Origin of the sequence: Paenibacillus methanolicus, assembly GCF_008124765.1 — a bacterium.
Lineage (GTDB): Bacteria > Bacillota > Bacilli > Paenibacillales > Paenibacillaceae > Paenibacillus_Z > Paenibacillus_Z methanolicus.
In genome coordinates this window covers 336292-362144 of record NZ_VNHS01000001.1, presented here as the reverse complement: position 1 = coordinate 362144, position 25853 = coordinate 336292, and the positions used below count along the sequence as shown (strand labels likewise).

Here is a 25853-nt window from a genome sequence, read left to right as displayed (position 1 = left end):
TGTCGTCCAAACCATGGGTTTATGTTACTCCGGGACGCGGCCGGGGTCGACGGACTATAAGTATCATTTTGCTTGCCGAAATAAAAAAAAGCCGCTCGGAAGCGGCCGGACAAACTTGCTAGGTAGAGATCGAATTCGAGTCTCGTTTCTTTTCTTTGCGATCAAGCAGCCCGACAACCGACTTCCGGACGGCTTCCATGGGACCGATCTTGAAGACGTGAAGCCATATCTTCGCGAATACGACGAGAATGACGCAGATTGCCAGCCACGCCGCAACCGTACCCGCCGAGTGGAGTGCGCCGCCCAGGCCGAATCCCCATCCGTAGAAGACGACCGAAGCGAGCAGGTTCTGCAGGATGTAGCAGCTCAGCGCCATCTTCCCGACGCGCCCGAGCATCGGCCAGATCGCCCAGCGGCCGAATCGTTCCGACAATCGCGCCAGCACGGCGATATAGCCGATCGAGAGTATAGGCGCGAACACATACCGCAGCGGAAAATCGAACAACCCGCCCGGAACGAACATCAGCAAGTTGAGCGGAATGCCCAGACCCAGCCCGAGCCTAAGCATGCGGCGGCGGATCAAGCGTCCTTTCTCGTCGGGATGAAACGCGCCTGCCCGCATGAGACGGAATCCCGCGAGGAAGAGAACGATATTGAGCGGCAAGACGAGAATGGCTTCCCTGCGAAAAAGAAGAAAATTCGCCAAGCGGAATTGGATCTGCTCCAGCCAGGTTCCGCTTCGGTAGACGGCATCCGTCATCAGCGCTCCGTCTGCCGCCAGACTGTCGCCATTCACGTACAGACTAAGACTAGACAAGAACAGCAGCGCCATGAGCAGCCCATGTACGATGCCGGCCGTCCACATGCTGATCTTGATGGCGCGCGCTCCGCCTTTTACGATCCATGCGACAAGGATGGCCGTAAGCGCGTAGCTCATCAAGATATCGTATTCCATCACGAACGCGTAATGCAGGAAGCCTTCGAGCATCAAGAACAGCGCCGTCAAGAGATAGGGACCGGGCCATCTCGTCCGCAACCGCTGCGCCTTATCGTACTGCAGAGCCAGCCCCGCTCCGAACAGGATCGTCAGCAATCCTAACAGCTTGCCGTTCACGAAGAACAGCGCGATGTACCGAATCAGGACATCGAAGGATGCCCACCATTCGTTATGCGCGTACGTAAACAAATAATCCACGTTGCCAAGATGAGCGAACATCCAGATGTTCGTGCCGAGCGTCCCCATGATCGCGAAGCCCCGCAGCACGTCAAGCAGCGGGATTCGGCCTTTCGACTCCTTCACTTCCGCATAACCTCCTTCGCTTATTGCCGTCGCGGCCGTCAACTCCTCCACATATTACCGGAAACCGGCGTATGGCGACAGTCACCTATTTTCCTATTTATTGTAAAATTTCCACGCAAAAAAAGCCGCGAACCGCGCGGCTTGTTCGGCGAACTATCGGACTGATCCTGTTGACAGGCTTACTTGAGCATCACGTACAGCTGCTTGTCGTCGAGCCGTTCGATATCCGCTCGGTCGATGGCTAGCTCCTCCAACTCGGCTTTCTCCGAAATTTGCAGCGCATCGAGCACGGCCTCCACCACGCTTGCTTCGTAATGGGTAGCGGCGATCACCGCCGGATGCAGCTGTTGAAGCGCTTGGATGCTCTTCTCTGCCGATCGTCCGTACTGCGACAGTCCATCGAGCGCCGTGAAAACGATGTCTACCCGGCCGATCGATTGGAGCTGCTCGTCCGTTAGCTCGTCCTGCCCCAGATCGCCCAAATGCGCGATGCGCACGCCGTCCGTCTCGTAGATATAGATCGTGTTGGTCGGCTTGGCGGGGTCAAAATTCGAATCATGGGCCGCCGGCACGCTGGTGACGGCCATATCGCCGACAATGAAGCTCTCGCCCGCTCCGGCGACCGACAGCTTCGCCTTTGTCTTCTGAAGGAACTTCGCATCGATATGATCCGGATGACGATGGCTAATGGTGACAAGATCGGCTAACGGGATGCCGTCCTGCATCGGGATCGAATACGGGTCCGCGATGACGGCCGTCCCCGATTTCGATATCACCGCGACGGTTGCGTGGTAAGCGCCGGTCTTGGCGTTCGTCAAGCTCTTGATAACGATTTTGCCCGTGTCGTTGCGCAGCGCTTCTTCGTCCCATATGGTCTCCACGTCCGGCTTCGCAGCCGTCGCGCGAGGCGCCGCCTCCTTCTTCTCCTCGATATCGGCCCCAGGTTGCGTCCGCCCAGCGTTGCTCGCGCAACCTTGAAGCAAGACGCATGCGGCAAGACAGACTCCCAACATTTGTTTCCAATGATTGGCCATACGACGTTCATCCCTCCTGTTATTCATCCAGTATAGGATTGGGCCGGCCGCGAAAACAGTGCGCATCCGCAGGAACAACCAGAGAATCTGCAGCAACGCCGGAAACGATGCCAAGAGAATTACATCGTGCAAAATCGGCTGCGGTATTCGGACGGCGAATAGCCGGCATGTTTGCGAAACGTCCGCGCGAAATGCGCATGGTCCCGCATGCCGACGGCGAACATGATCTCTTCCACGGGCAGTCGCGTGTTGCGCAGCATCATGCCGGCGTTCTGCATGCGAATATCGTTCAAATAAGCCATCACCGATCGTCCGGTCGAGGCTTTGAACCGCTCGTTCAACGTCGTCCGGTTCGTATGAAAACGCTGCGCGAGCTCTTCAAGCTTGACCTTGGCGCGGTAATGCGCGTGTAAATAGGCCAGCATCGGCGCCAGTCCGGTAGCTTCCTCCGGCAGCGCCGCATCCGGCTGCTCACCGCCTGAAGCGAGCAGCCGGCGGACGAGAAACAACAGCTCCATGAGCAAGGATCGGCTTCGGCATGGCCACTGCGCGTCCGGCTGACGGATGAGGTTGACGCGCATCTCTTCAATCAGCTTCCCCGCGAATCTGGCCGTATCGACATCCATTCCGATGCGGCAAGGTGCTGCTCCCGCTTCGGTTCGGTCTCGAAACGGATCCAGGCACCATAGATCCTGAAAGTCGGTCAACGACATGTCCGGCGATTCGGGCATACCAAGCTGAAACTGCTTGTTGATGGCGGCCGGATGAAAATAAACCGTCAGCGTCCTAGGCTCGCCGCCCGATACGAGCAGCGCCTCGTCTTGCTCGTTCAAGCAAATGATCGACGGCGCGAGCAGCGGGTATAGCTTCCCGTTCATCCGCATCAGTCCGCTCCCGCCCGATACGAGCACGAGACGATAGGTCTGAGCGTAAACCGTGCCCGCTTCAAACGGATTGTCGTCGCGAACGGCGGTCATATGGCGGTATTCGGGATAAAATGCATGCGCTTCGGTGACGAAAGTCATCGTATCGTCGCCTCCTTGCTTTGCGATAGCTTCGAAATCGTTCACATGCGATTGTAACAGTTGCCAACGAGCAGAACGAACGCATTGGATTGACATTCGTAGTCGAAAATGTTGACGCGATCGCGACATGCGACTAAACCTGCAAGCCAAGACGCGGCAGCAGCGAATGCCGAACATGTCCGCAATAGGCAAGAAACCCGCCTCTTCGCTCGCGGCGACAAGAGACGGGTTATTGGCGCGGCTGTTATTGAATACCCTTCTTCTTCAAATCTTCCAGGTGGCGCTCATACATGACCTTCTCGACGTTCGCCGCGCCGACCTTATCCATCTGGGCGATGAAATCGGCGTACACGCCGTCGAACTCCTCATCCGATTTCGCGAGCACGAGCTTCGGAATCGTCTTGTTCCACAGATCCTTCACCTTCACGTTGATGACGCCTTCGGACGTGGACCCCTCCGGCTCGAGATTCTCCATGCCGAGCGGATAGACGTCGTAGTTGAACTTCTCCAGCAGCTTCTTCGCTTCGAACTGCTCCGGCTGATCTTTCTTGAAGTCGCGCGTCGCCGCGGCATCGATCGTCTTGCCGGAACGCCACAGCAGCGTGGACGCCGTAAGGCCGTATTTGGCGTACCAGGCGTTGTTATCCTTCAGCATCAGATCGCGCACTTCCGGCTTGTATTGCGGCAGGCCGTCTACCAGCTCATACGTCTCGCCTTCCTTGCCGTACAAGAAATCAAGCTGTCCTTCATCCGACCACGCGTATTCGGCGAACCGGATGATGCGCTCCGGGTTCTTCGCTTTCTTCGTCACGAAGAAGCCCTGCCAGCCCATCAGACGGGAAGCCGGATAGCGCGGCGTCTGTCCGTTCGCCTTGATGCCGCCCAGGATGTCGTACTTCTTCTCCGCGCCGAGCGTGCTCTCGATCTTCGGATTGTAGCGGGTGTACATGCCGTCCATGAACTGCGACGCCACCGCGTACTGCGCGCCGTACAGCTTCTCCTCGTACTGCTCCTGCTTGTAGATGAGCAGCTGCGGATCGAACAGCCCCTCGCGGCTGAGCGTATTCATGTAGCGGAAGGCGTCGATGAAACCTTTGTTGCGCATTGGATATTCGACGATCTTCTGATCGTCCTTGATCCGCTCTTCCAGCAGCTGCGGCGCGAACGAGTAGATGAGATAATCCATGGACAAACTGCCCTCGAAGCCGTTCTTCGCGACGTCGAAGAATTCGACGCCGACCGGGCTGACGTCCGGGAACTTCGCCTTGGCCTGCTTGAGCGCGGCGAGCAGATCGTCGGTCGTCTCGATCTTCGGACTGCCGATCGCCTCGTAGATGTCCTTGCGAATGAACCATGGACGGATCGGCGTGATCGGCACGCCGCTCGTCAGCCGCTCCTTCGTCTCGAAGTAGTTGGGCAGGTACCATAGCTTTCCGTCGACGGAATGGTATTTGACCATTTCCTCGTCGAGCATTCCTTTCAAGTCCGGCGCGTAATTCTCGATCAGCTCGTCGATGGAGTAGACCATGCCGTTCTTGATCAGCTTCGACACCGCCGGGTTGTTCCAATCCAGCATGATCGTGTCCGGCAGGTCGCCGGAAGCGATCATCGTGTTGAGATAATCGTCGTCGCTGCCGGTTGCCAGCTTGCGATCGATCGTCACGCCGGTCTTCTCCGTGACGAGCTTCATCGCGAACTGGTCTTTCCACAAATAATTGGATGCCCAGTTGCCGTAGAAATATTGCGTGAAGGTGAACGGCGACGTATCCTGCTTCCACGACGGTCCGCCGGCTTCGGTGGTCGTACCTTCGGCCGTCGCGTTATTCGCCTCTTTGCCCGCCGCGTTGTTCCCGGTAGTCGCAGCCTCCTGCGTATTCGCGTTCGTGTTCGTATTCGTGTTCGAGCTGCAGCCCGCCAGCACGGCCAGCGCGACGGTCATACAAGCAGCTTGCTTCCAGCGTGTACCGATCATATATAGAACCTCCCCTATGTATTAAACATTGCTATTGTTCGCTCCAAGACTTGCCGTACATCAATTGCCGCCAGCGGCGGTTATCCTTTCACGGAACCGATCATCACCCCTTGGACGAAATATTTCTGCACGAACGGATACGTGAGCACGATCGGCACGGTCGTGATGACCATCGTCGCCAGCTTCAGCGATGCCGCCGTCACGCTCCCGAGACCGAGATTGCTGGCGGCCAGGCTGACGTTGCTGTTGGAGCTGATAATCTGCATCAAAATTTGCTGGAGCGTCACGAGTTTCTCGCTGCCGAACAGCATCGCGTCATACCACGAATTCCAGTGAAACACGGCGTTATACAGCGCGACCGTGGCGAGCACCGGCTTGGAGACCGGGAGCACGAGCTGCCAGAAGATGCGAAGCTCGTTCGCGCCGTCGATTTTGGCCGATTCCTCGATTTCCTTCGGCAGCCCCTTGAAGAACGTCAACATGATGATGGCGTTGAAGACGTTGAACAGATTCGGAATGATGTAAGCCAGGAAACTCCCCTTCAGGTGCAAATACTTGGCGACGAGCAGGTAATACGGAATGATGCCGCCGCTGAAATACATCGTGAAGATCGCCATTAGCAGGAAAGCTTTGCGTCCCATAAGCTCGTTCTTGGACACGCCGTAGGCGAAAGCCGCCGTGAAGAGCACCGCCGTCGCCGTGCCGATGACGGTCCGGGCGATCGTGACGATGAATGCGCGGATGATGCCTTCGTCCTGGAACACCATTTTGTAATTATCGATCGAAAATTGGCGAGGCCAGAGCGTGATGCCCCCGCGCGCCGCATCGGTCGGATCGTTGAACGACGTAATGACGATATTGTAGAACGGGTACAGCGTAACGACGCAAAGCCCGATCATAAGCAGCGCGTTGAGCCAGTCGAAGCTTCGCTCCCCGATGCTGCGGTTATAGGCGAACATGATTGCCGCGACCTCCTTCTAGAACAAGCTTTCCTTGGTTAGCTTACGGGAACCGTAATTCGCCGCGTACATGAGGATGAACGCCACGACCGACTGGAAGACGCCGACCGCCGTGCCATACGAGAATCTGCCGAGCACCAGCCCCATTTCGTACGAGTAGACGGACAGGACGTTGGCCGCATCCTGCGTCATCGAGTTCTGCATCAGGTACATTTGATCGAAATTCGAGTTGATCAAACCGCCGATGGAGAGGATGAGCAAAATGACGATCGTCGGCTTGAGCGCGGGAAGCGTAATGTGCCAGATCCGCTGGAACCGGTTCGCGCCGTCCATGACGCCCGCCTCGTACAGCTGCGGATCGATGCCCGCGATCGCGGCGAGATAGATGATCGAGTTCCAGCCGATATTCTTCCATACCTCGGTGAATACGACCAACGGCAAGAACGCCTTCTCGTCGCCCATCAGCATCGTATCCGGGCCGATCAAGCCGAGCGTCTCCAGCATGCGCGTGATGACGCCCGTATCCGGGTCGAGCAGCGTGTACATGAACCCGACGACGAGCACCCACGAGACGAAATGCGGCAAATACGTGAGCGACTGCACGATCCGCTTGAACCGCTTGTAGACGAGCTCGTTCAGCAGCAGCGCCAGCAAGATCGGGGCCGGGAAGCCGAACACCAGCTTGGCGATGCTGATTTTGAACGTGTTGGACAGCGACTGGGTAAAGGTCGGATCGTTGAATAGCTCGCGAAAATTCGCGAGGCCGATCCAAGGGCTGTGCAGAAAACCTTGGAACGGGGTGTACTCCTGGAACGCGATCACGATGCCGTACATCGGGATATAGTTGAAGACGATCATCCAGGCCACGGCCGGAAGCGTCAGGAGCATCAGATAACGCTGCAGCCAGAATCGCTTGGCGAACGAACGTCCGGGTGCCGCTTGCCGGGAACGCATCGAATGTCCAACTCCTTTCCTTATTGCGCTTATCCCAACTTGCTAAGAATGCGCTTTCAATATGGTGATAGGCTCATTATAGAAGACCGCGCCGCCGCGACGATATGCCAAAATCCCTCGCGAATGCCACGATCCCACGATCTTTGGCAGAGACGCCTTCCGGCGCTTTGACAGTCGGGCGCGTATTGCTCCCTCCCCCATCCCCCTCCGCTGAGGGGAACCAAAGGGCGCTGCCCAATCGTATGCTTCCGAAGTGCGTTTTCCTTCCTTTGAAAACGCTCAGGACTCCCTTTTTCGTGCTGACGCACTTGTTCGCGGTCGGCGGAGTGGGATTGAGCGGGGCACGCTTTTGTCCTCACGGACAAAGCTTCAGTAGGTTTTGAAGTCCGTCCTACGACTTAAGCCTGTCAACTATAGGCCCTTGTTGGCTTCATCGGACGTTTTTCCTTAACCTTACAGCATTGCCCTCCGCCGAGGGTAACCAATGCCTATGCTTCCGAAGTGCGCTTTCCGTTGGAAAGCGCTCAGGACTTTGCCCAATCGTATGCTTCCGAAGTGCGTTTTCCTTTGAAAACGCTAAGGACTCCCTTCTTCGTGCTGGCGCACTTGTTCGTGGTCGGCGATTGGGTTTGAGCGGGGCACGCTTTTGTCCTGACGGACAAAGCTTCAGTGAGTTTTATAGACCGTCCTTAGACTTAAGTCTGGCAACTATAGGTCCCAGGTGGCTTCAGAGGACGTTTTTCCTTAACCTGACAGCATTGCGTTGGAGGGAAAGGGCGAGGGTGAAAAGAACGGGTTCTCTAAGGGCGAAGCCCATTGTACGAGCCGTTCATCCTTCCGGTCGTCCAAGTCCAGGCGAACTGGGAAGCATGGCGCGAGGGTATCCGGGAGCGCCAGCAGATCGTCAGGCGCCTTGCCGCATTGAGGGGTTGCGCGTTCGTTCGCCTGCAGCAGCCGTTCGAAGAAGCCGCCAAGCTGTCGCCGCCGGAATACTGGCTGTGGGACGGCTTCCACCCGACGCCGGCTGGTCACGGACTGCTCGCCGTAGAATGGATGAAGCAAGTATCGGAAGCCATGTCGCAGCCGTAGCCGCGGCAGGCCAAGGAAGCAACTAGCGGGGCCGGTCGGCATGGCATGCCGACCGGCCCCGCTAGTTGCGTTCATCGCGAACCTCGCTCTCGCTTCTGACGATTCATCGTTCCCGTACGACATCACCCTCATGCGTTCATCTCCGCTGCATGAGCTCCTGGTATTCACCGGGCGTCATGCCGTAAGCTTGCTTGAAGAGCGAGCAGAAGTAAGACGTATTCGGGATGCCGACTTCCGCCGCGATCTGGGCCACCTTCCGTTTGCTCAGCCGAAGCTGCTCCTCGGCCTTCGCCATGCGAACCTCCGCGATGTACTCGTGTACCGTCTTCCCGGTTGCCTTCTTGAACACGACGCCTAGATGGTTGGCCGACAAGAACGCCGCCTCCGCCAGCATCGTCACGCTTAACGCGGAGGAGCCGTACTTCGCCTCTACGACCTCGCTCACCTTGCGGATGACGAAATCATCCTTGTTCAACCGCTTCTCTTCCATCCGGCGCATCCAATCTGCCATATATACGCGCACGGCTTGCTCGATCTCGCCCAAGCCGGCATAACCGAGGAGCCGGTGCGGACGCACCGATTCGGGAAGCTCGTGTTCGCCGGACAGCAGCAGCAGCTCCGTCAGCAGCGCGTTCACGATCGTAACCGTCAGCTCTTGCCCGGCGCCGGGCTCTGCCCGAAACCGCGCGAACAACTCGTCGATGCGCGCATCGATCAAGTCGGGTCTGAAGGCGGCCGCTTGAACGCGTATATCCCTTGCCAGCTCCTGGCATGCGCGCGCGAAATCGGCCGCCCTCGGCGCAAAGACTCGCTTCGCTTCCTCCTCCGCCTCTTCCCCGATGGCGCCGCTCAATCCGTAGAACAGCGCCCATTGGACGGCGCGAACCGGCTCTCGTACCCGCCCCGCCGCAAGCAGCCTGCATTCCGCCGTGACCTTCTCGACCGTCTTGCGCAGCTCGTCCTCCTCAATCGGCTTCAGCACGTAATCCGACGCGCCGAACCGGATCGACTGCCGCGCGAAGCCGAAGTCGTCGTACCCGGTCAACACGATAATCCGCACGTCCGGCAATCGCTCTCTTAACTGCTTCGCCATCTCGAGACCGTCCATGCCCGGCATGCGGATGTCGGTAATCACGAGATCCGGCGGATGAGAGAGCGCCTTCTCCAACCCATCGATGCCGTCGACGGCGGTATCGACCGCGTCGATCCCGAACGCCCTCCAGTCCCAGAACTCGGCTAAACCTTCCCGTTCCCAACGTTCATCTTCCACGATCAGCATCCGCAGCATTCGCATCCCCCTCTTCTTCTTGCGGCATTCGCACCGTCACCACCGTGCCAATCCCTTGTCGGCTGTAGAGCTCGAACCGGTGACGATCCCCATAATAAGCAGCCAACCGCTGCCGGATATTGCGGATCGCATAGCCGCTTCCGCTCGATTCGAACATGTCGCCGTTAATCGCCGCAAGCCGCTCCGCGCTCATGCCGACCCCGTCGTCGATCACTTGAATGAACGGCCTTCCTGCTTCGAACCCGGTCTTGATGATCAAGGTGCCGTGCTCGCGCTTCGGCTCGATGCCGTGCGCAAGCGCGTTCTCCACGAGCGGCTGCACGATGTTTTTGGCCGCCCGGCAGCCGAACGTCCGCTCATCCAGCTCGTATACGACGTCGAACCGGTCCTCGAACCGGAACTTCTGGATTTGCAAGTACGCCTTCACCATCTCGATCTCCCCGCCGATCGTCGACTCCGAGCTGCCCTTGTTCAGCACCAGTCGGTAAAATTTCGCCAAGGCGTTCGAGATTTGCGTAATCTCCGGCGCTTCTGCCTTGCGGGCCGCCCAGGAAATCGTCGCGAGCGTGTTGTACAGAAAATGCGGATTGATCTGCGACTCCAGCGCCCGCAGCTCCGCTTCCTTCTCCATGATCTCGATCTTGTACACCTTCTCTACCAGCTCGTGGATGCGGCCGGTCATATGGTTGAAGCTGATCGCCATCTGCGAGAATTCGTCGTTCGAGGCGACGGGCACGGAGACGTCGAGCGAGCCTTCCCTCACCTTCTTCATCGCGCGCAGCAGCAGCTTCATGCGGGACAGCAGCTTCGTCGTCACGAAGTAGACCAGCAGGCTCAGGGACAGCAGGGCGATGAACAGAATGAGCACCATCATTTTAAGCGAAGAGGTGACTTTGTCGTTGAAATGGCGAATCGGATACACGCCGACTAGCCGCAGTCCGATGTCGTCGAGCGGCTGCGAAATGACAATCGCGCGTTCGCCCTCAACCTTTCGGATTTCGTTCCATTCGCGTCCTTCCGGAAGCGCGCCGATCCCGATTTCGGCGATGTTTTTCATATACAGCGCCGGTTCGAAGTTGGATACGATTTTACCCTTCCCGTCCATTACGAGCACGCGGCCGAAGCCTTCGGAGACCGGCTCCTTCAACGCTTCGAAGAGCATGTCCCGCTTGACTTCGATTTCGAGCAGCGCGGCCATGTTGACGTAGCGGGACGAGAAAATTTTCCGGTCGTACGCGAAGACGTCCTCGTTGCCCGCCACCCCGAACCGCGCGGTCATCGCCTGCTCTTTCCGAAGTCCGCTCCACGCGGTTTGCGTTTTGCGATCCCCCATGAATGGCTTGTAGGCGTCGTCGCCGGCGATGCGGCTCAGATGGTAGAAGCCGTCGTACAGCTCCGGAATCGTTTCGTTCGCCATGTAAATTCGCGCGGAGTGGATCGCGTTATTCTGGCGCATGATGTTCTCCAGAATCGGGGAGATCGTCGACCGGTAATCCTCCAGCTGGAACGGCTCGTTCATGAAGACGCTGCCGAGGAACGTCTGAATTCGGGTATCGAAGGCGATAATTTGCGATAAATTCTCGACCAGTTGGATTTTCTCCTCGATGCTGTCCTTGATTTGCAGCAAATTTTGTTCCATGACGGTCTGCGCCTGCTGGGTCGTGGAGCGCGTCGCCTGGACGTATAGCATGAAGCCGGTCACGACCAGCGACAACGTCACAATCGACACGAAAATCGCGACGAATTTGGTCGTGACGCTAATACCGTTCGTGAAGCGTAGTAGCCGCATGGTGCCATCCGCGCCTTTCGTAAGCGTTTTCTTCCCATTCTAGCACGGAGACTTCACACCGTAACAGCCTGCTGCTTAGCGCTTTTTTCATGGGAGAAGCAGTGCTTTTCGATTATGCGTCATTCAACTAAACGAAAAAACCGCATGGAGCGTGTTCCTCGCCATACGGTTGCTGACTTCATATTAGATTGGGCATGTATTCGTTCATCTTCCCGCAATTACGGGTCTAATGCCGAAAAACGAACGGCGCCGCAGGGAGATGACCCTGTGACGCCATTTTGCCATGCCATGCAATCAAGGCTCTCCGAAAATCGGAACCGGTCCGCTGTCCCAGCGATTTTCCCAGGAATGCCACATGTCCTGCGTTTGCCAACTGATGCCCTTATACAGGATATCGCGCTTCGCCCACCAGTCGCCTCCGGTATTCGCTTGACTCGCTGGAACGCCGTGATAGGCGATCTGGTTCGTCCCGCTCAAGCCGTCCAATATCCAGCTGTGATGGCCCGGTCCGATAACGCCGCTGCTCGTTTGGAACTTGCAGCTATCCGACTTCGCGTAGTGCGTGACGTTCAACGGATCGCCGTTTGCTTTGAGTCGGACGTAGCCCAAGCAATAATTGCTGCCCCAACTGCCGTTGGCGGAGAAGGCGATAAGCAGACGGCCGTCTTTGACGATCGGCTGCGGGCCTTCGTTGACATATGCGGACGGATTCACGTCTTTCCGTTCCCATGCTTCGCGCGGCTGCGATACGATCGCGCGTCCGGACCGCATAACCATCGGGTTGTTGACGTCGACCTCGGCGATATAAATATTTTGCTCGCCATCGGTCGTTCCCGCCCATCCGGACCAGACGAGATAGTGTTTGTAATTGTAGGAAACGAACGTCGCGTCGATCGACCATCGATCGTCCGGCAGATTCACTTTGCCCATGTACGTGTAAGGACCTGCGGGATTGGCGGCTTTCAGCGCATAAGTCCGGTGTTTGGCGTTCAACGCTTCGAACGATTCGTTCGCCGCTCCCGGCGAAGCCGCGAAGAAGATCCAATACTCGTTGTTAATCTTCGCGATTTCCGGCGCCCAAATTTGCTGCAAGTCGGCCGCCCTCCACCATACCGTCGTTTGCGCGCTGAAGCTCCCCAATCCCGTCAATGTGCTCGATTTGCGAAGATGAATGCCGTTGTTGTCGGACTGAACCGAATAATAGATCCCGTCTTGCCGCAAGATGCTCGGGTCCGCGCCATCCATAATATACGTTCCCGCGGCGGTCGCGGTACTAATCGGGATGACGGCAAAAACAACGATTGCCATCAGCCAAGCCTTAAACCATTTCATTACTCCACGCTCCTTGATCAGGTGATTGTCGCCCCTCGCATGTAAGGGCTTACAAAAAATAATAGCGTATAGGCATAACGCAACATACAGACATTTCGTTGGAAACGTGGACATATTTACGTGTATATTCGGCAGAATTTAGGACGTATTCGCAAGGAGTATGGAAAAAACGCCGTTTACCCGTGGCGGGAAACGGCGTTCTCTATCGAGGCGCGATTTTGCGAGGTTTAGCTTGATTCCCGGCGAGGCAACAATCCCAAGAATCGGAAGGAGAGACAAAGCGGCTTCACAACGATGCTAATCTGCGAGTTTGTAACGTGAAGAGCCCCAAACCAAACCAATCCGAGACAGCTTGGGAATGCAACACCTCCTTAAGTAGCTTGTCGGGCGGCGGTGGCCGCGATTAAAGCACGGCCTGCTCAAACCAATGCAGCGGGTCGCGCTCCTCGGTACGCCAGGCTTCGCCTTCCGCGAACAGGCTGCTTTGCACCTTGATGATGCCGCTGCGATTCGCGAGCCGATTCATCTGGTTATGCATGAGTTTGGAATTGCACAGCACGAGGACTTGCTCGCAATGAGGCAAGAACCATCGCTGCAGCTCCTCCCACTTGTCCGTTATTTCGTGCTGGAATACGATGGGCTGACCGTTGATCATCATGCGACGGTTATCGACCAGCAGCTTGACTTTGCCGGCCGCAAGCTTCAGGCATTCCGCTTTCAAATCCACCGAAATGCGCTTGATTTCGTCCAGACTCAGCGCGCCGGTCACCTGCCAAGCAATGAGGTTGTCCGCCTCCAAAACGCGGTAGTTGAATCGGTCTCGGAACGGTCGCTCCAGCTCGCTCTTCAGATGAGCCGAATGGAGCGAGAACCGTTCGTGGTCGAAAAAATAACTAATGTCGATATCGAGCGTGTTGCATAGAATCTCGATATTCTTGAGCGATATATTGCGAACGCCGCGCTCCACTCCGCCGATGTACGTGCGGTCCAGTCCGGATCGGGCGGCCAGCATATCCTGCGACATGTTCGTGCGCAGCCGAAGCTCCTTCAGCCGCAAGCCGAAATCCTCCAAAATGTTCATCTGGCCAACATCCTTCTGTACGCGTTGTTCAATGCCGTACGTTCATCATAATCCGGATCGCGCGGCAAAGTCGACGGACTATAAGTATCATTTTCGAATTTATGAAACATACGATAAGGGCTTGACGTTAGTTTTGCTTAGCTTACCTTCAACAGCTTGCTATCTATCGAAATTAGAATCATGGCGTACGGCAAAGAGACATGTAACGCCTGTTGCGTTCCATGTCTCTCTTTATATCGGCCGTTATTCCAAATGCATCGCTTAGACGAGGCTAGTTGAACGCGACGTCGATCGCGTGCTCGCTGCCATCGATCAACCTTATCGTCAACCTCCTGGTCGTGCCGCTCCAAGCGCGGTCGGTCTTCCATACCAAGCCGTACCGTTCTTCCTTCGCGTCATAGGTTAACTGCCCGTTGACGTCAATCGACACCGGTTCAGGTTCAGATTGTGCCGGGTCGAAGGAAACCGGATACCCATCGGCCAAGATGCCGAGCCCGCGATCGCCGCCAAGGCTGAATGCGACCGGAATGGCCCGCCCGGCTATCGCGCGTCGCGGCTCGCCTTCATCCCGGAGCGGCGGCAGAAACCCGCCGAACGGATAGACGACCTGATAGGCGGCTTGCGTCTCCGACACATTGCCCGCCTGATCTTCCGCCCGGCAGAGGACGCGTTGGAAGCCGGGGGTGAACGGGTCCGGCTGCTCGCATTCGGCTACGGCGATGCCCGAGAGCGGATCGGCGGCATGCGCGCTGGCGGTGAATTCACCGCCGAGCTCGTCCTTGCGCGGAGCGACTTCGCCCGCAAGCGAAGGCGGCGCGGAATCGACGGAGACCGACAATCGCTTCGCTTCTTCCGCGTTCCCGGACGCATCGATGCTGAAATAGCGGATGTCATGGACGCCGTCTTCCAGTCTGAGCGGGTCTTTATATGCAGCCCATTCGTCATCCCCGATTTTCACCCGCGTCTCCTTCACGCCGGCCAGATCGTCCGCCGCGTTCAAGACGAGCTCCGGGTTCGACACGTACCACCCTGCCTTCCCTTCGGTTCCCCGCACTTCGACGGACGTTACCGGGGCCGACCGGTCCGCGTCTCCGTACGCCTCGATCTCGGCGAACGCCATTCGGTACCGGTTGGCGTCGGTCGGATTCGCGCGAAGCTTCGTCCCTTCGATCGCGACCCACTGCGCGCTTACGGCCGGGAATACGAATCGCTGCACGGCATTGCCCGGCTGCGCGTAATTCGCGACCGTCTGGACCGTCGTCCAATTCACACCGTCCGCCGAGGTTCGGATCGCGAAATCGACGGGGAAATTCTGGCCGACGTTCCCCGCGTCGTTGCGCGGGTACAGATCGACCTGGCCGATCGTCTTCAGTCCGCGCAAATCGAGCGTGACCGCCTCGGCGTGATTGACCGTCAAATTGTTGTTACTCGTCCAGCCCATCGATCCGGTCACGGAATTCCGCTGCCCGTCGACCGCTCTGGCCGCCGACCAGTTGCTATTCTCGACGGAGCTCGTGCCGGACACGGCCGCTCCCGCCGCCAAATTGCCGGTCTCGCCGTAAATTTCCAGCTCCCAAATCGAATACCCGTAGATCGAGCCCCTCTGGCTGCCTTTCATGCGGACGAAACGGGCATTCGTCGGCGCGAAATCGATGTCGTCCACGCCGCCGTCGCCGGTCGTCGTGGCGTACGCCGTCGTCCAATCGGATCCGTTCGCGGACACCTCGATCGCATAGCTTTTGCCATACGCCGCTTCCCAGTATATCTTCAGTTGATCAATGCGCGCGGAGGCGCCGAGATCGACGGCAAACCACTCGTTATCCGTATAGTTCGAGCCCCACCGCGTCGATAAATTGCCGTCGACCTACAATCCCGGCGCTGCTCTGGACGAGGAGGCCGTCGCCTGCTTCCCGGCCGCGAGATTGAACCGCTGCACCGGCTCCGGCGCCTGAACGGGGAGAATCGTGACCGGCGCATGGAACGCGCGGTTAATTAGATTCATGTCGGCCATCGTCTGCGCCGGATTCGCGCTCCCCGGCATATAGATGCGGTCGAGCGTGATGCCGCGAATCATCGCCGTGCCGCTGTAGCCCCGCAGCCGGGCGGCGCTCTGCCCCTTATCCCGCACGTTCACGTTCCGCACCGTCAGCCCGTCGATCGGTCCGCCGCCGAAGCCGTCGGCCGCCGCGATCACGAAGTCCGACCAGCTCCGAAGCGGACCGAGCCACGTGCCGATGCGCTCGACGTCGATGTTCTCGAACGTGACGTTCGCAAGCGTCCCGGCCCCGTATTTGTGATCGATGCCGAAGCCGACCGACGCGTTGTAGATCACGCCGTTGCGGTATGTAATATCCCGTTGGTTCTGACGCATGCCTTGGCCAACCTTGAACGCGTAGCAATACGTCCAGGCGAGCAGATCGTCGAAGACGATGCGCTCGTTCGACTCCGGCGCGCCCGGCCAGCTTAAGCTGATGTCCACCGTTTGATCCCATGTTTTCGTCGAGAACGGGTCGTCGAGCGCGATGCCGATCGCGTTCGTCACGACGACGTCCTGCGATTCGTTGACGTCGATGCCGTCGTTCTCGCCCATGTCGAGCCGGTTCAGCAGTTTCATGTTCGTGAACGTCAGATGATCGGAGCGGGCCGGCGTGACCGCCCACGAGGCGGAATCGCGGACGACGAGCCCCTCGAACGTAAAATGGGAGACGCCGATCGGAACGAGAATGTTGTTGCCGAAATCGTGCGTATCGGCCGCGTATTTGCCGTTGCCGTCCAGCGTGCCCCTACCGTACAGCTTGATGTTCGACGAACCCGGTTTGGTGTAAATCCACCAGGTGATGTCGCGGTCTTGCGAGTCCTTATGCCAATGCGCCGTATAATCTTGCGGGATGCCGGTAAACCGGAATACGGCGCCACCCTCCAGATACATGGCGACGTCGCTTTTAAGCTCCAGATTGCCGACCTTATACACGCCTCTTGGCACATAGACGATCCCTTGCCCGCCCGCATACGCGTATGCGTCGTCGATCGCTCGCTGGATCGCGGCCGTTGCGTGCGCCGCTCCCGTCGCGTCGGCTAGATACGGGCTTGCCGCGACGTTATAAATGCCGGCGCCCGACGCCGCGGGCGGATTCGCCTCCGGCGGATCGACCGCGATGACAAGCTCCTTCTTGTCGTCGATCTTCACGATCAGGTATTCGTCTTTGGTCAGCGTGAACGTAAGCGAATTGCCGCTCTTGGTCGCGGCCAAGTTCAGTTTCCTCGGACTAATGCCGTACTCGTTAATCGCCGACTGGCCGAGCGCCGTCACCTCGAGGGCGATCGGACCGGCCGCGGAGAAATGCGCGTAATCGTATTGGGCATAACTGATGACGGGCACGCTCGTGCCGTTCGCCTTAAGCGCGTAGGCGGATGAGGCGCTGTAGATCGACGGCCGCGGATAGATCGCCAATGGAGCGGCTGCCGATGCCTGAACATCCGCGGCGTCGATTGCCGCCGTCGGTTCCTCGAGGGCTGCCGCCGGCTTTCCCGTCAGGAAACTCGTTATCGACACCCATAACAAGCATGAAGCGATTGCAGCATTCCGCCATTTCGTTCTTCCCATATTAGGAACCCGCCTTTGCTTGGAATTGATCGTCATGCGCAAGCAGCTCGATCTGTCCATCCCACTCCCACTTAACGGCGTGCCAATGCGCGCCGAGCGTACTGGCCGGGGCATCCGGATGATCGGCGAAATTTCGTACGCCCTTGAACTGATCCGGGCTGACCAGATGCCGATCGCCGTCGACATGGCGGTGCGGACCGAATCGATTGTACGTGCTCGGATACAGCACAGCCTCTACTTCCGTAACCCCTGTTGCATCCTCGGCGAGCTCGATTATCCACTCCGGCCCCCAGCACCACTGCCCGGTACGATCGCCGATCCGTACGAACGCCGCGTCCGCGCGCAGGCCGGCGAGCCGCAGCCGGCCCGGTGCGCCGGGCGGAAGCTCGATCGTCTTCGCGATCGTGACCGGATCGCCGCAGAACGGGTAGCCGCCGCGGATCATGTCCTTCTGCCCGGAATGGCAGTCGATTGGAGCAAGGACGAGGGGACCCGCCGTCATCAACTGGCGCCCGTCTTTGTCCGTCCACTCCGATCGGCTGCATACCTCGAATCCGCCTTGAACGAATGCCGCTGGAATCGGTTCGCCGAGCGGCAACGGGGCGGCCTCCAGACGGAGAATGAGATCGGACGCTGCAGCTTCGAAATCCGCGCCTGCGCCCAAGTCCGCGACATAGCCGTCTCCCGAGGGCTTTAAGGTGATCCGTCGGCCGTTCGCTTGCAAGGACTCCACGCGATCGTGCAGGAACACCTCCAGCCTCCCGGGCAGCTCGCCAATCCGGTCGACGACGAGCTCGGCGCCGATTCGCCCGTCCTTCAGCTGCCGCCATTCGATCGGCAAACGGTTCGGCGATGGGAGCTTGCTGATGGTCCATTCGCTTTGAGGCGGGATGACCATGGCAGCCGCGAACGGAGCGGATCGAGACGACGCGCTTTCTCCTCGCTTCGCCGAAAGGCTTTGCCATTCGTCCGGTCCCATCACCTGAACGCCTGCGCGCCGAAGCCGGTCAGGCAGCCCTTCGTCCGACCATGCGCAGCCATCCGCCAGCAGCACGCGGCGATAAGCGCGATGTCCGATGCGAAGCATGCCTTCCGAAAGGCGTCCATCCCGCTCCACCGTTCGTTCCTCGGACAGCTCGGCGTGAATGCCGGCCCGGTGGACTGCCTCTACGAGCCGCACGGCCGCCAGGCTGATCGCGGCCGCCTTCGTATCCGGCGCCCGCGAGCCGTCGTGCTCGTTCATACCCGCCGCTTCCCGCGGCTCGAAGCCGGCCATGACGCCGCGCGTCGGCATGACGATCAACAGCTCCGGGTCGTCCGAGAGATCCGGCATCCGCGCGGCCTTCGCTTGGATCGACCGCAGCAGCGAAGGGAACGCCTCCCGCCACGTCATGTGGGCCGGCATGGAAGGAGGCCAATCCTGGATCGCCTGCGTATCGAGCCGATCCTGCTGAAGATGGACGACGAACGTGTCGATGCCATGTCCGGCAAGCCATAACGCGTAAGTCTCGAACGTCTCGGGATTGACGCCCCATCCGCCCCCGCCCATCGCTTCGGCCAGCGCGCCGCCTCTGCCCTGCTGCATGGCGACCGAACGGGCAAGCATCGGATAGTAGTCGTTGCCGGGATAGCGCTCCAGCGCGTCGATCGCCGGCGTCTCCACCTGCCTCAGCAGCTCGAGGCAAGATCCGCTGTACGAAAGCTGAAAATAAGGATGCTCCTCCGCCTTCAAGTGCGCGGTGAACCGCTTGCCGTGCGCCGCGCACCAGTCGGCGACCGGCCGATAGAAGCTCTCGGCCAGCAGGTCGCTCATCAACTCCCAGTAACGGCTCCGCAGCCGGCCGTCACCTTCGCCCGCCGTGAACAGCAGCGGCAGCTGCGGCTCGAGCCGTTCACCGTATCGTGCCAGATACCGCTCCGGCAGCCGTAGATCCCACGGCACGGCGCCCGTCTTGAGCGTCAGACCGTGCCCATCCAGGAACGCGACCTCGTCGGAGAAGAATCCCTCGACGTGCGCGAACGCTTCCGGATGCAGACCCAGCCGGTAGCCGTCGTACGTCAGGCGAATGAACAGCGCCGTCGCCGCTTCATCCAACGAATTAACCGCTTGCTTCGAGCCGAACGCGATCTTGCCCTGGCCGTCTGCCTCCCGCCATTCGATCCACTCGCAACGGCTGCCCGGAAGCTGCCTGAGCACCTCGCCTCCGGCGATGCCGGACGGCCAGCCGTTCTCATCGTAGATCCAGAATCGCAAGCCGATCGATCTGGCGTGAAGGATGATCTCGGATACGCCGTCGAAATAAGCGCTGCTCAAATACGGCGGCTGATTCGGGTATCGCCTCGGATGAAAGACGACGCCGTCGAAACCGGAAGCCCGAATCGCGTCAAGCCGGCTGTTCAAGTTCGTCGCATCAAGGCCGCCGTTGATCGCCCAGAACGATAAAAAGGTCAGTTCCTTGTTCATACGTCCTGCACCGTCTGATCCGTCCAGCCGGAGGACCGCAGCAGGTCCGCGCGGAGTGGCGTGAACGCGTCAAGCAGCGCGCCCGCCTCCAGCGCCCGAACGCCATGTCGCGCGCCGCCGGGGATGAACAGCGTCTCGCCTTGCTCGAGCGGATGCGGCCGTCCGCCGATTCGAAATTCGAAGCGCCCTCGCAAACAATAGGTCAGCTGTTCATGCGAATGGTCGTGCTCGTAACCTTCCGCCCCCGATTCGAAATGCACCTCCATCATCATGATCGAATCGCCCGGGCGAAAGATGCGCCGTTTGACCCCGGGCTCCGCTTGTTGCCATTCTTCCTTATCCACCTGCTTCGCTCCTCTCTGATGCCTTCATAGGTCGTCCGTCATGCCGAATTCGGCCGACGTATCATGCCAATGCAAGCGGAATCGACGCGCGCCGCCTCCCGTTCGCAGTTCGATTCGCCAACCGCCGTCTTCGGTCGGCGACACGTCCAGTCCTTCCTTTGGGGCGGAGGCGGCGGGTTCGGCTTGTTCGTCCTCGAATCGGTAGGCGTGGACGAACATCGCCGTACGAACCGCTTGCGTGGAGCGGATGAGCGTTGCCCTTGATGCGGTCGGCGGATTATCCGGCGTATCCGCGAGCGACATCGACGACGGTACGGAGCACCAGCCGTCCAGCCGCATGCGCCCGCCTGCCCGCAGCTTGGCGCGCAGCGTCTCTCGCGGCCCGGACATGCGGCCCCGATGCGCGCTCAGCCAACGTCCGTCGATCGCGCCGAATGCGTGATAATTCGGGAGCCACGCGTCGCAAGGGACTTCCCATTCGCCGGCGATATGCTGCGCAAGGCAAAATTCGCGCGCTTCCAAGGCTTCCGCCAGCACGACGTCAAGCGCCAGGTCGTCCGCGAGCGCGACGATGCGGCGGAACGTTACGCCCGCATACGGGCGTTCATCCCAAGGGCAGAGCTCCTCGGGAAGAAAGATGCTCGATTGCATGCGGTAACCGTACTCCGTCCAATCGACCGCGGACTCCGCCCATGTCCCCCATGCGCGATCGTGCGCCTGCGCGAGCCGCCCGTCGCGGGGAGGTTGGTCGAAACCGCCAACGCTCGGCGCGTTGTGCGCGAGCGTATGCTTGAACCAGCCGTAGTGGGCAGGCACGCCGTACGCCGTCGTTCCCGGATCGGTCAAGACCGGACGCCCTTCGTAACCGAGCTGAAGCCCGAGTCGGTCCAGATGATCGTGCTCGCCGCCGAACGGCCCGTGCTTCAGGAGCGCATGCCAGCCCGCGGGACGGACAAGCTTGGTCAGGCCGCTCTCCGCCGACGTAAAGGAACGTTCCGTCCATGCTTGTAATACGCTGCCTGTTTCAGCTTCCGTATCCGGTAGTTCGCCACCGTATAACAGCGCTTCCAATGAATCGCGAGCTTGGAAGGTCACGCATCCTTCCTCGTTGCACGCCGCCCGTCCCGCCTCTTGTCCGTAATAAGCCTCTTGCAGGAGCAATCTATGACGCGTATCTCCGTAAAAGTCTAATCCCGCCTCGTATAAGCTCGCATAAGCGACCAGCAGCTCGGACGGCCCCGAATCGTTCAGAGCCGGCAGACGGCCGCCGGGCAGCACGACGCGCAGCGGGAAATCGAACATCGCCTTCAGCTGCGCGCTATTCCTCACGTCCCAGGCGGTGCCTTCCGCGAGAAGCGAGAAGCTAAGAAGTGCCCGCAGCGCATAGAAGTGGTACGTAAAACTTCCTTCGTACCAGAAGCCGTCTCCGAGAATGCCGCGCGCAATCTGATCCCGGAGGCCGTATTCGCCGTCCAACCCGGCCGACGCGACCGCGTCGTCGCCGAGCAGAATGCCGAGCGCCCCGATCGCCGACGTAATGAGAACGGCGTGGTTATGAATTTGCATCTCCTTATGCGCGATCAGGAATTCGGCGCATGGCGCGAGCAACCCGGCGCGAATGCGCGAATTCTCCTCCTCGGCGAGCTCCCCGCTCAGCAGCGAATAGCCTGCGGCCAGATCCAGCATCCAATGCGCTTCGTCCAGCGTCTGGGCGAACAGTTTCCCGGGACCGTTGTACGGGATTTCGCCGTGTACGGCGTAATCGGAATAATGTTCCGCGTATTCGAGCATATACCGCTTGGCCGTCGTCGCCAGCGCTTCGTCCGGCTCAATGGCGTGAAGCAACGCCGCGTGATAGACCGCCTTGGCGATCCGGTTATGGGCGATCGATATCCAGCAGCCGTCGAACGGCTCGCCAGCGTAGACCGTTCCGCATAGGGGGCAGACGTGGCAGCCGGGCTGCTCCCAATCGAATCGAAGCGCCGCGCCGTCCGCGTGGCAGTGGTAGAGATGCGTCCACTGCCCCCTCGCGCCCGCAAAATCGACTTCGCCGATTCGCGCCGCCTCCGCCGTTTCCGTTCGCAGTCTGGCCAGCGCGGCCCGGAAGTGCGGCGATCGTCCGTTCGCGCGCAGTTTCTCGCGTCTTATCTCCAGCATGTGTTGCGCCACCTACCCTTTCAGCGAGCCCGCCGTCATTTGCATGAACGACCGGTTCGCGACCGCGTAAGCCAGCAGCAGCGGCAAAATGGACAAGCAGGCGCCGGCGAACATGTAATGGGTCTGCACGGCCGCCGTCGGGCCATAACGCAGATAGGACAAGCCGACCGTCAGCGTCTGCAACTCCGGGTTGTTGAGCGTGAACACGAGCGGACGCAAATATTCGTTCCACGCCCCGCAGAACGTGAACAGCGCGCCGACGCCGAGCGCCGGACGAAGCAGCGGCAGGATGATCCGCCAGTAAATGCCCGCGTTCGAGCAGCCGTCGATCCTCGCGGCTTCGTCCAGCTCCCGCGACAATCCCTTGAGGAAGCTGAGCAGGATGAAGAAAATATACGCGTGCGCGCTGATCAGAATGAGCACGACGCCCCATAGCGTCGTATGCAGATGCAGCTTGACCATGAGTTGGAATTGCGGCCGGAGCACGACGGCGCCGATCGAGATGAACATCGTCGACGCCTGCAGGCCGACGAACAGCGCCTTGCCCGGGAACGTCATCCGCTCCACGACGTAGGCCGCCATCGAGGCGACGATGAGCGTCCCCACCGTGGAAGCCGCGCTCAGGAACAGGCTGTTCCACAGAAACCGCGAGAAGTTCGCCTGCACCCAAGCCTCTTTATAATTGATAAACTGCCACTTGGCCGGAATGAGCTTCCCGCCCGCCGTAATCTCGGCGTTCGTCATGAGCGAGCCGAAGCCGGTGACGACGAGCGGGAAGAGAATCAGACCGGCGATGACGAGCAGGAACAAGCCGATGAGCAGCCGCCCTCCCCAGCGCCCGGCCAGGCGAAGGCGGAATGGCTGCCCGGATTGCGCGTAAGCCGACGAATTCGTCATCGGGCACCCCTCCTTACTGTAGTTTGTTCAAGCGTCGGGATAAGAGATGGTAGAGCAGCGTCACGATGCCGACGATGACGGCCGTCGCGAAGCCGACCGCGCTGCCGTAGCCGAACTGCTGATCGGCCGTGAAGGAAGCCGATGGCGTCGGGAAGAACAGCTTGTAGACGTACAGGAACATGACCTCCGTCTTGCCGATCGGCCCGCCGTCGGTGAGCACCATAATGCTCTCGTACCCCTTGAGCGAGTTGATGATCGCCAGCATGATGACGATCTGCAGCACGGGGCCGAGCATCGGCACCGTCAAGTGCCAGAACTGCTGCCGCCCGTTGGCGCCGTCGATCGACGCGCTTTCGTAGACGTCCTGCGGAATATTTTGCAAGCCGGCCAGGAACAGCAGCATATAGTTGCCCACCGCGCCCCAGACGGCGATCAGAATCGTCGTCAGCATGGCATGGTCCGGCCCCAGCCAATCGATCCGCTCCGGGATCAGGTTCAGCTTGAGCAAGTATTGATTGAGCAGGCCGTTGTAGGAGTTGAACAGCATGTAGAAGACGACGGCCATGACGGCGGAGCTGATGATCGTCGGGAGGAAAATGACCGCCCGCAGCAGGCTCCGTCCCCGGAAGGCGCGATTCAGAATGACCGCAAGCGCCAGGCTGAGCGGGATCGTAATCGCCAGCTTCCCGCCCGCGTAGACGAACGTGTTGACGACCGAATCCCAGTATTGCGCATCGCGCGCCAGCCGCTCGAAGTTGGCGAGGCCGACGAACGACGCTTCTCCGTATCCCTTGTAATCGAAGAACATGTACCAGATCGCCCAGCCGATCGGATAGAGGCCGAGGACGGCCGTCAGCAGGAAGCTGGGGAACAGAAACAGATACGAAAAGCCCGTTTGACGCAGCCGAAGCATAGGTAAACCTCCTTGCCGCAAGCGTTTTTTGACATTAAGAAAGGAGCGCCGCCCGCGGCACGCGGCGCTCCTATGAATAAGCTCTTTATTTCAGCTTCATCGGGTCGAACGCCGGATCCGGCTCGGCCTTCACTTCGCCGGCGGCGATCGCTTTATCCAACGCGGCGTTGTAGCGCGCGTTCAAGTCGTCCACGATCGCATCCAGATCTCCGCCGCTCAGCATGTACTTGAAGAAGGCGTCGGGCGCCATGATCCCTTCGAGCTTGAGCGCCGAGGTCGGTTCGAGCGGCCATGTGCCGTCGTTCTCCGTCGGCATGAATCCTTCGATGCCGTTGATCGCGGGCTTCCCGGCGGAAGAGGCGATGTGCGGCACCATCGACAGGCCGAACCCTTTCTCCTGGTACGCCTTCAAGATGTCGTCGCCGTACATGTACTGCATGAATTTCCAGGCGGCTTCCTTGTTCTTCGACTCCGCGCTGATCGCGAGCCACTGACCGCCGAGGAGCGACGTCTTGCCGTGCACTTGCCCGTCCGTCGTCGGCACCGGCGCCGCGGCCCAATCGATCTTGGCCGGGAACTGATTCTGATAGACGCCCGGCTCGGACGAGAACGAGATATACATGCCGATCTTGCCTTCGGCGAACTGCGCGCGCAGCGGGTCGATGTCGAGCGACTCCATACCCGGCATCGTGCTGCCGTCGTCGACCATCTTCTTGAACGCCTCGACGATCGGCTTGTAGCTGCTCCAGTCGTAGCGCGCCGTCTTGAAGTCGTATCCAAGTCCGCCGTGCCCGTTCGCTTCGGCGATGACCCGCGCGGAGCGGAACAGCGCGCTCTGCGTGCTCTTGAAGTTCTGCGCGAACCCGTAGGCGCCTTCGGCCTTGCCCGCTTCGGTCAGCTTCTTCGCCGTCTCGACCATTTCGTCGAGCGTCTTCGGCGGAGCGGCGACGCCCGCTTTGGCGAACAAATCCTTGTTGTACACGAGTCTCAGCGTTGAACCATAGTTCGGCAGCGAATACAGCTTCCCGTCGATTTGGTTGAAATCCGGAATCGCCGGGAACTTCTGCTTCAGCTCGTCGGATAGATAGCCGTCGATCGGCTCCAGATATCCTTTCTTGGCCCACGCCTGAATCGTGTTCTCCTTTACGCGGATCAGGTCCGGCGCTTGGCCGGAAGCATAGGCGAGGTCGATCGCTTGATTGAAGTCGTCGGTCTTCACGACCAGCTCGATCTCGATGTTGTCCGCGCTGGACGCGTTGAACGATTTGACGACTTCCGTAATGTAGTCCTGGTCGTGTCGGTCGCCCGTCCAATAGGACAGCTTGACCTTCTTCCCGCTCTCCTGCGGCTTCGCCTCGTTCCCGCCTGCGGGCTCCTTATTCCCGGCCGCTTCGGTAGCCGGCGGATTGCCGCTTCCGCCATTGCCGCCGTTATTGCCGTTATTGCCGTTGTTGCCGCTTCCGCCGCTGCAGGCAGCCGCCGAGAAAGCCAGCATTCCGATCGTCGCCGCGATTCCGAGTTTTTTCATGCGCATGGATGATCCTCCCTTTTCTGTTAAGAACGCTTTCGCTTACCTCTTTACTATAAAGAATCGGCCTTCGGACGATAATGCGGCAACTTGCGGTTCGAGGGCAGCTTTTTCGAGTTGTTG

General features: G+C 59.4%; 18 protein-coding genes and 1 pseudogene. 1 reads left to right on the top strand and 18 read right to left on the bottom strand.

Annotation, left to right across the window (positions count from 1 at the left end):
- Nucleotides 1-118: 118 nt before the first annotated feature.
- The 6 genes from BCM02_RS01330 to BCM02_RS01305 form a co-directional block, all read right to left on the bottom strand.
- Nucleotides 119-1300, bottom strand: a complete 1182-nt coding sequence (locus BCM02_RS01330) for a DUF418 domain-containing protein (RefSeq protein WP_148927255.1) — start codon at nt 1298-1300, stop codon at nt 119-121.
- 179 nt (nt 1301-1479) lie between these two features.
- Nucleotides 1480-2334 carry an MBL fold metallo-hydrolase gene (locus BCM02_RS01325; RefSeq protein ID WP_187433952.1) on the bottom strand — a complete coding sequence of 285 codons (855 nt, stop codon included), beginning with the start codon at nt 2332-2334 and terminating at the stop codon, nt 1480-1482.
- A 119-nt stretch (nt 2335-2453) separates the two neighbouring features.
- Entirely contained in the window at nt 2454-3359 is a 906-nt protein-coding gene (locus BCM02_RS01320) for an AraC family transcriptional regulator (RefSeq protein ID WP_187433951.1), read from the bottom strand.
- Between the two features lie 244 nt (nt 3360-3603).
- Nucleotides 3604-5331, bottom strand: a complete 1728-nt coding sequence (locus BCM02_RS01315) for an extracellular solute-binding protein (protein WP_148927252.1) — start codon at nt 5329-5331, stop codon at nt 3604-3606.
- Between the two features lie 80 nt (nt 5332-5411).
- Nucleotides 5412-6290 carry a carbohydrate ABC transporter permease gene (locus BCM02_RS01310; RefSeq protein WP_148927251.1) on the bottom strand — a complete coding sequence of 293 codons (879 nt, stop codon included), beginning with the start codon at nt 6288-6290 and terminating at the stop codon, nt 5412-5414.
- 18 nt (nt 6291-6308) lie between these two features.
- Nucleotides 6309-7244: an ABC transporter permease gene (locus tag BCM02_RS01305; protein ID WP_148927250.1), complete on the bottom strand. Its 936-nt coding sequence runs from the start codon at nt 7242-7244 to the stop codon at nt 6309-6311.
- An 816-nt stretch (nt 7245-8060) separates the two neighbouring features.
- Here BCM02_RS01305 and BCM02_RS01300 point away from each other — a divergent pair.
- A complete protein-coding gene (locus tag BCM02_RS01300; RefSeq protein WP_148927249.1) occupies nt 8061-8333 on the top strand; it encodes an SGNH/GDSL hydrolase family protein in 273 nt (90 codons plus the stop codon).
- A 136-nt stretch (nt 8334-8469) separates the two neighbouring features.
- Here the strand turns inward: BCM02_RS01300 and BCM02_RS01295 are convergent, their stop codons facing one another.
- The 12 genes and pseudogenes from BCM02_RS01295 to BCM02_RS01245 all read right to left on the bottom strand — a co-directional run bounded on the left by BCM02_RS01295 (nt 8470) and on the right by BCM02_RS01245 (nt 25736).
- A complete protein-coding gene (locus BCM02_RS01295) occupies nt 8470-9621 on the bottom strand; it encodes a response regulator (RefSeq protein WP_148927248.1) in 1152 nt (383 codons plus the stop codon).
- Nucleotides 9593-11410 (bottom strand): cache domain-containing sensor histidine kinase, encoded by a 1818-nt coding sequence (locus tag BCM02_RS01290; protein WP_148927247.1) that lies wholly within the window; start codon nt 11408-11410, stop codon nt 9593-9595. Before BCM02_RS01290 ends, BCM02_RS01295 begins: the two co-directional genes overlap by 29 nt.
- 294 nt (nt 11411-11704) lie before the next feature.
- Complete coding sequence (locus BCM02_RS01285; RefSeq protein WP_148927246.1) at nt 11705-12742, bottom strand: glycoside hydrolase family 43 protein; 1038 nt, start codon at nt 12740-12742, stop codon at nt 11705-11707.
- A 403-nt stretch (nt 12743-13145) separates the two neighbouring features.
- A complete protein-coding gene (locus tag BCM02_RS01280) occupies nt 13146-13823 on the bottom strand; it encodes a helix-turn-helix domain-containing protein (RefSeq protein ID WP_148927245.1) in 678 nt (225 codons plus the stop codon).
- Between the two features lie 271 nt (nt 13824-14094).
- Nucleotides 14095-15675, bottom strand: a pseudogene (locus tag BCM02_RS36450) (discoidin domain-containing protein); the annotation flags it as partial.
- Nucleotides 15676-15687: 12 nt separating this feature from the next.
- Complete coding sequence (locus BCM02_RS01270) at nt 15688-17427, bottom strand: glycosyl hydrolase family 28 protein (RefSeq protein ID WP_187433950.1); 1740 nt, start codon at nt 17425-17427, stop codon at nt 15688-15690.
- Between the two features lies 1 nt (nt 17428).
- On the bottom strand, nt 17429-19891 hold the full coding sequence (locus BCM02_RS35100) for a hypothetical protein (protein ID WP_187433949.1): 2463 nt from the start codon (nt 19889-19891) through the stop codon (nt 17429-17431).
- Nucleotides 19888-20235, bottom strand: a complete 348-nt coding sequence (locus BCM02_RS01265; protein ID WP_246183137.1) for a cupin domain-containing protein — start codon at nt 20233-20235, stop codon at nt 19888-19890. The genes BCM02_RS35100 and BCM02_RS01265 overlap by 4 nt, the downstream gene beginning before the upstream one ends.
- Nucleotides 20236-20259: 24 nt before the next feature.
- Entirely contained in the window at nt 20260-22392 is a 2133-nt protein-coding gene (locus BCM02_RS01260) for a heparinase II/III domain-containing protein (RefSeq protein WP_148927242.1), read from the bottom strand.
- A 12-nt stretch (nt 22393-22404) separates the two neighbouring features.
- A complete protein-coding gene (locus tag BCM02_RS01255; protein WP_148927241.1) occupies nt 22405-23289 on the bottom strand; it encodes a carbohydrate ABC transporter permease in 885 nt (294 codons plus the stop codon).
- A 13-nt stretch (nt 23290-23302) separates the two neighbouring features.
- A complete protein-coding gene (locus BCM02_RS01250) occupies nt 23303-24202 on the bottom strand; it encodes a carbohydrate ABC transporter permease (RefSeq protein WP_148927240.1) in 900 nt (299 codons plus the stop codon).
- 85 nt (nt 24203-24287) lie between these two features.
- Nucleotides 24288-25736: an ABC transporter substrate-binding protein gene (locus tag BCM02_RS01245; RefSeq protein WP_148927239.1), complete on the bottom strand. Its 1449-nt coding sequence runs from the start codon at nt 25734-25736 to the stop codon at nt 24288-24290.
- Nucleotides 25737-25853: the final 117 nt, after the last annotated feature.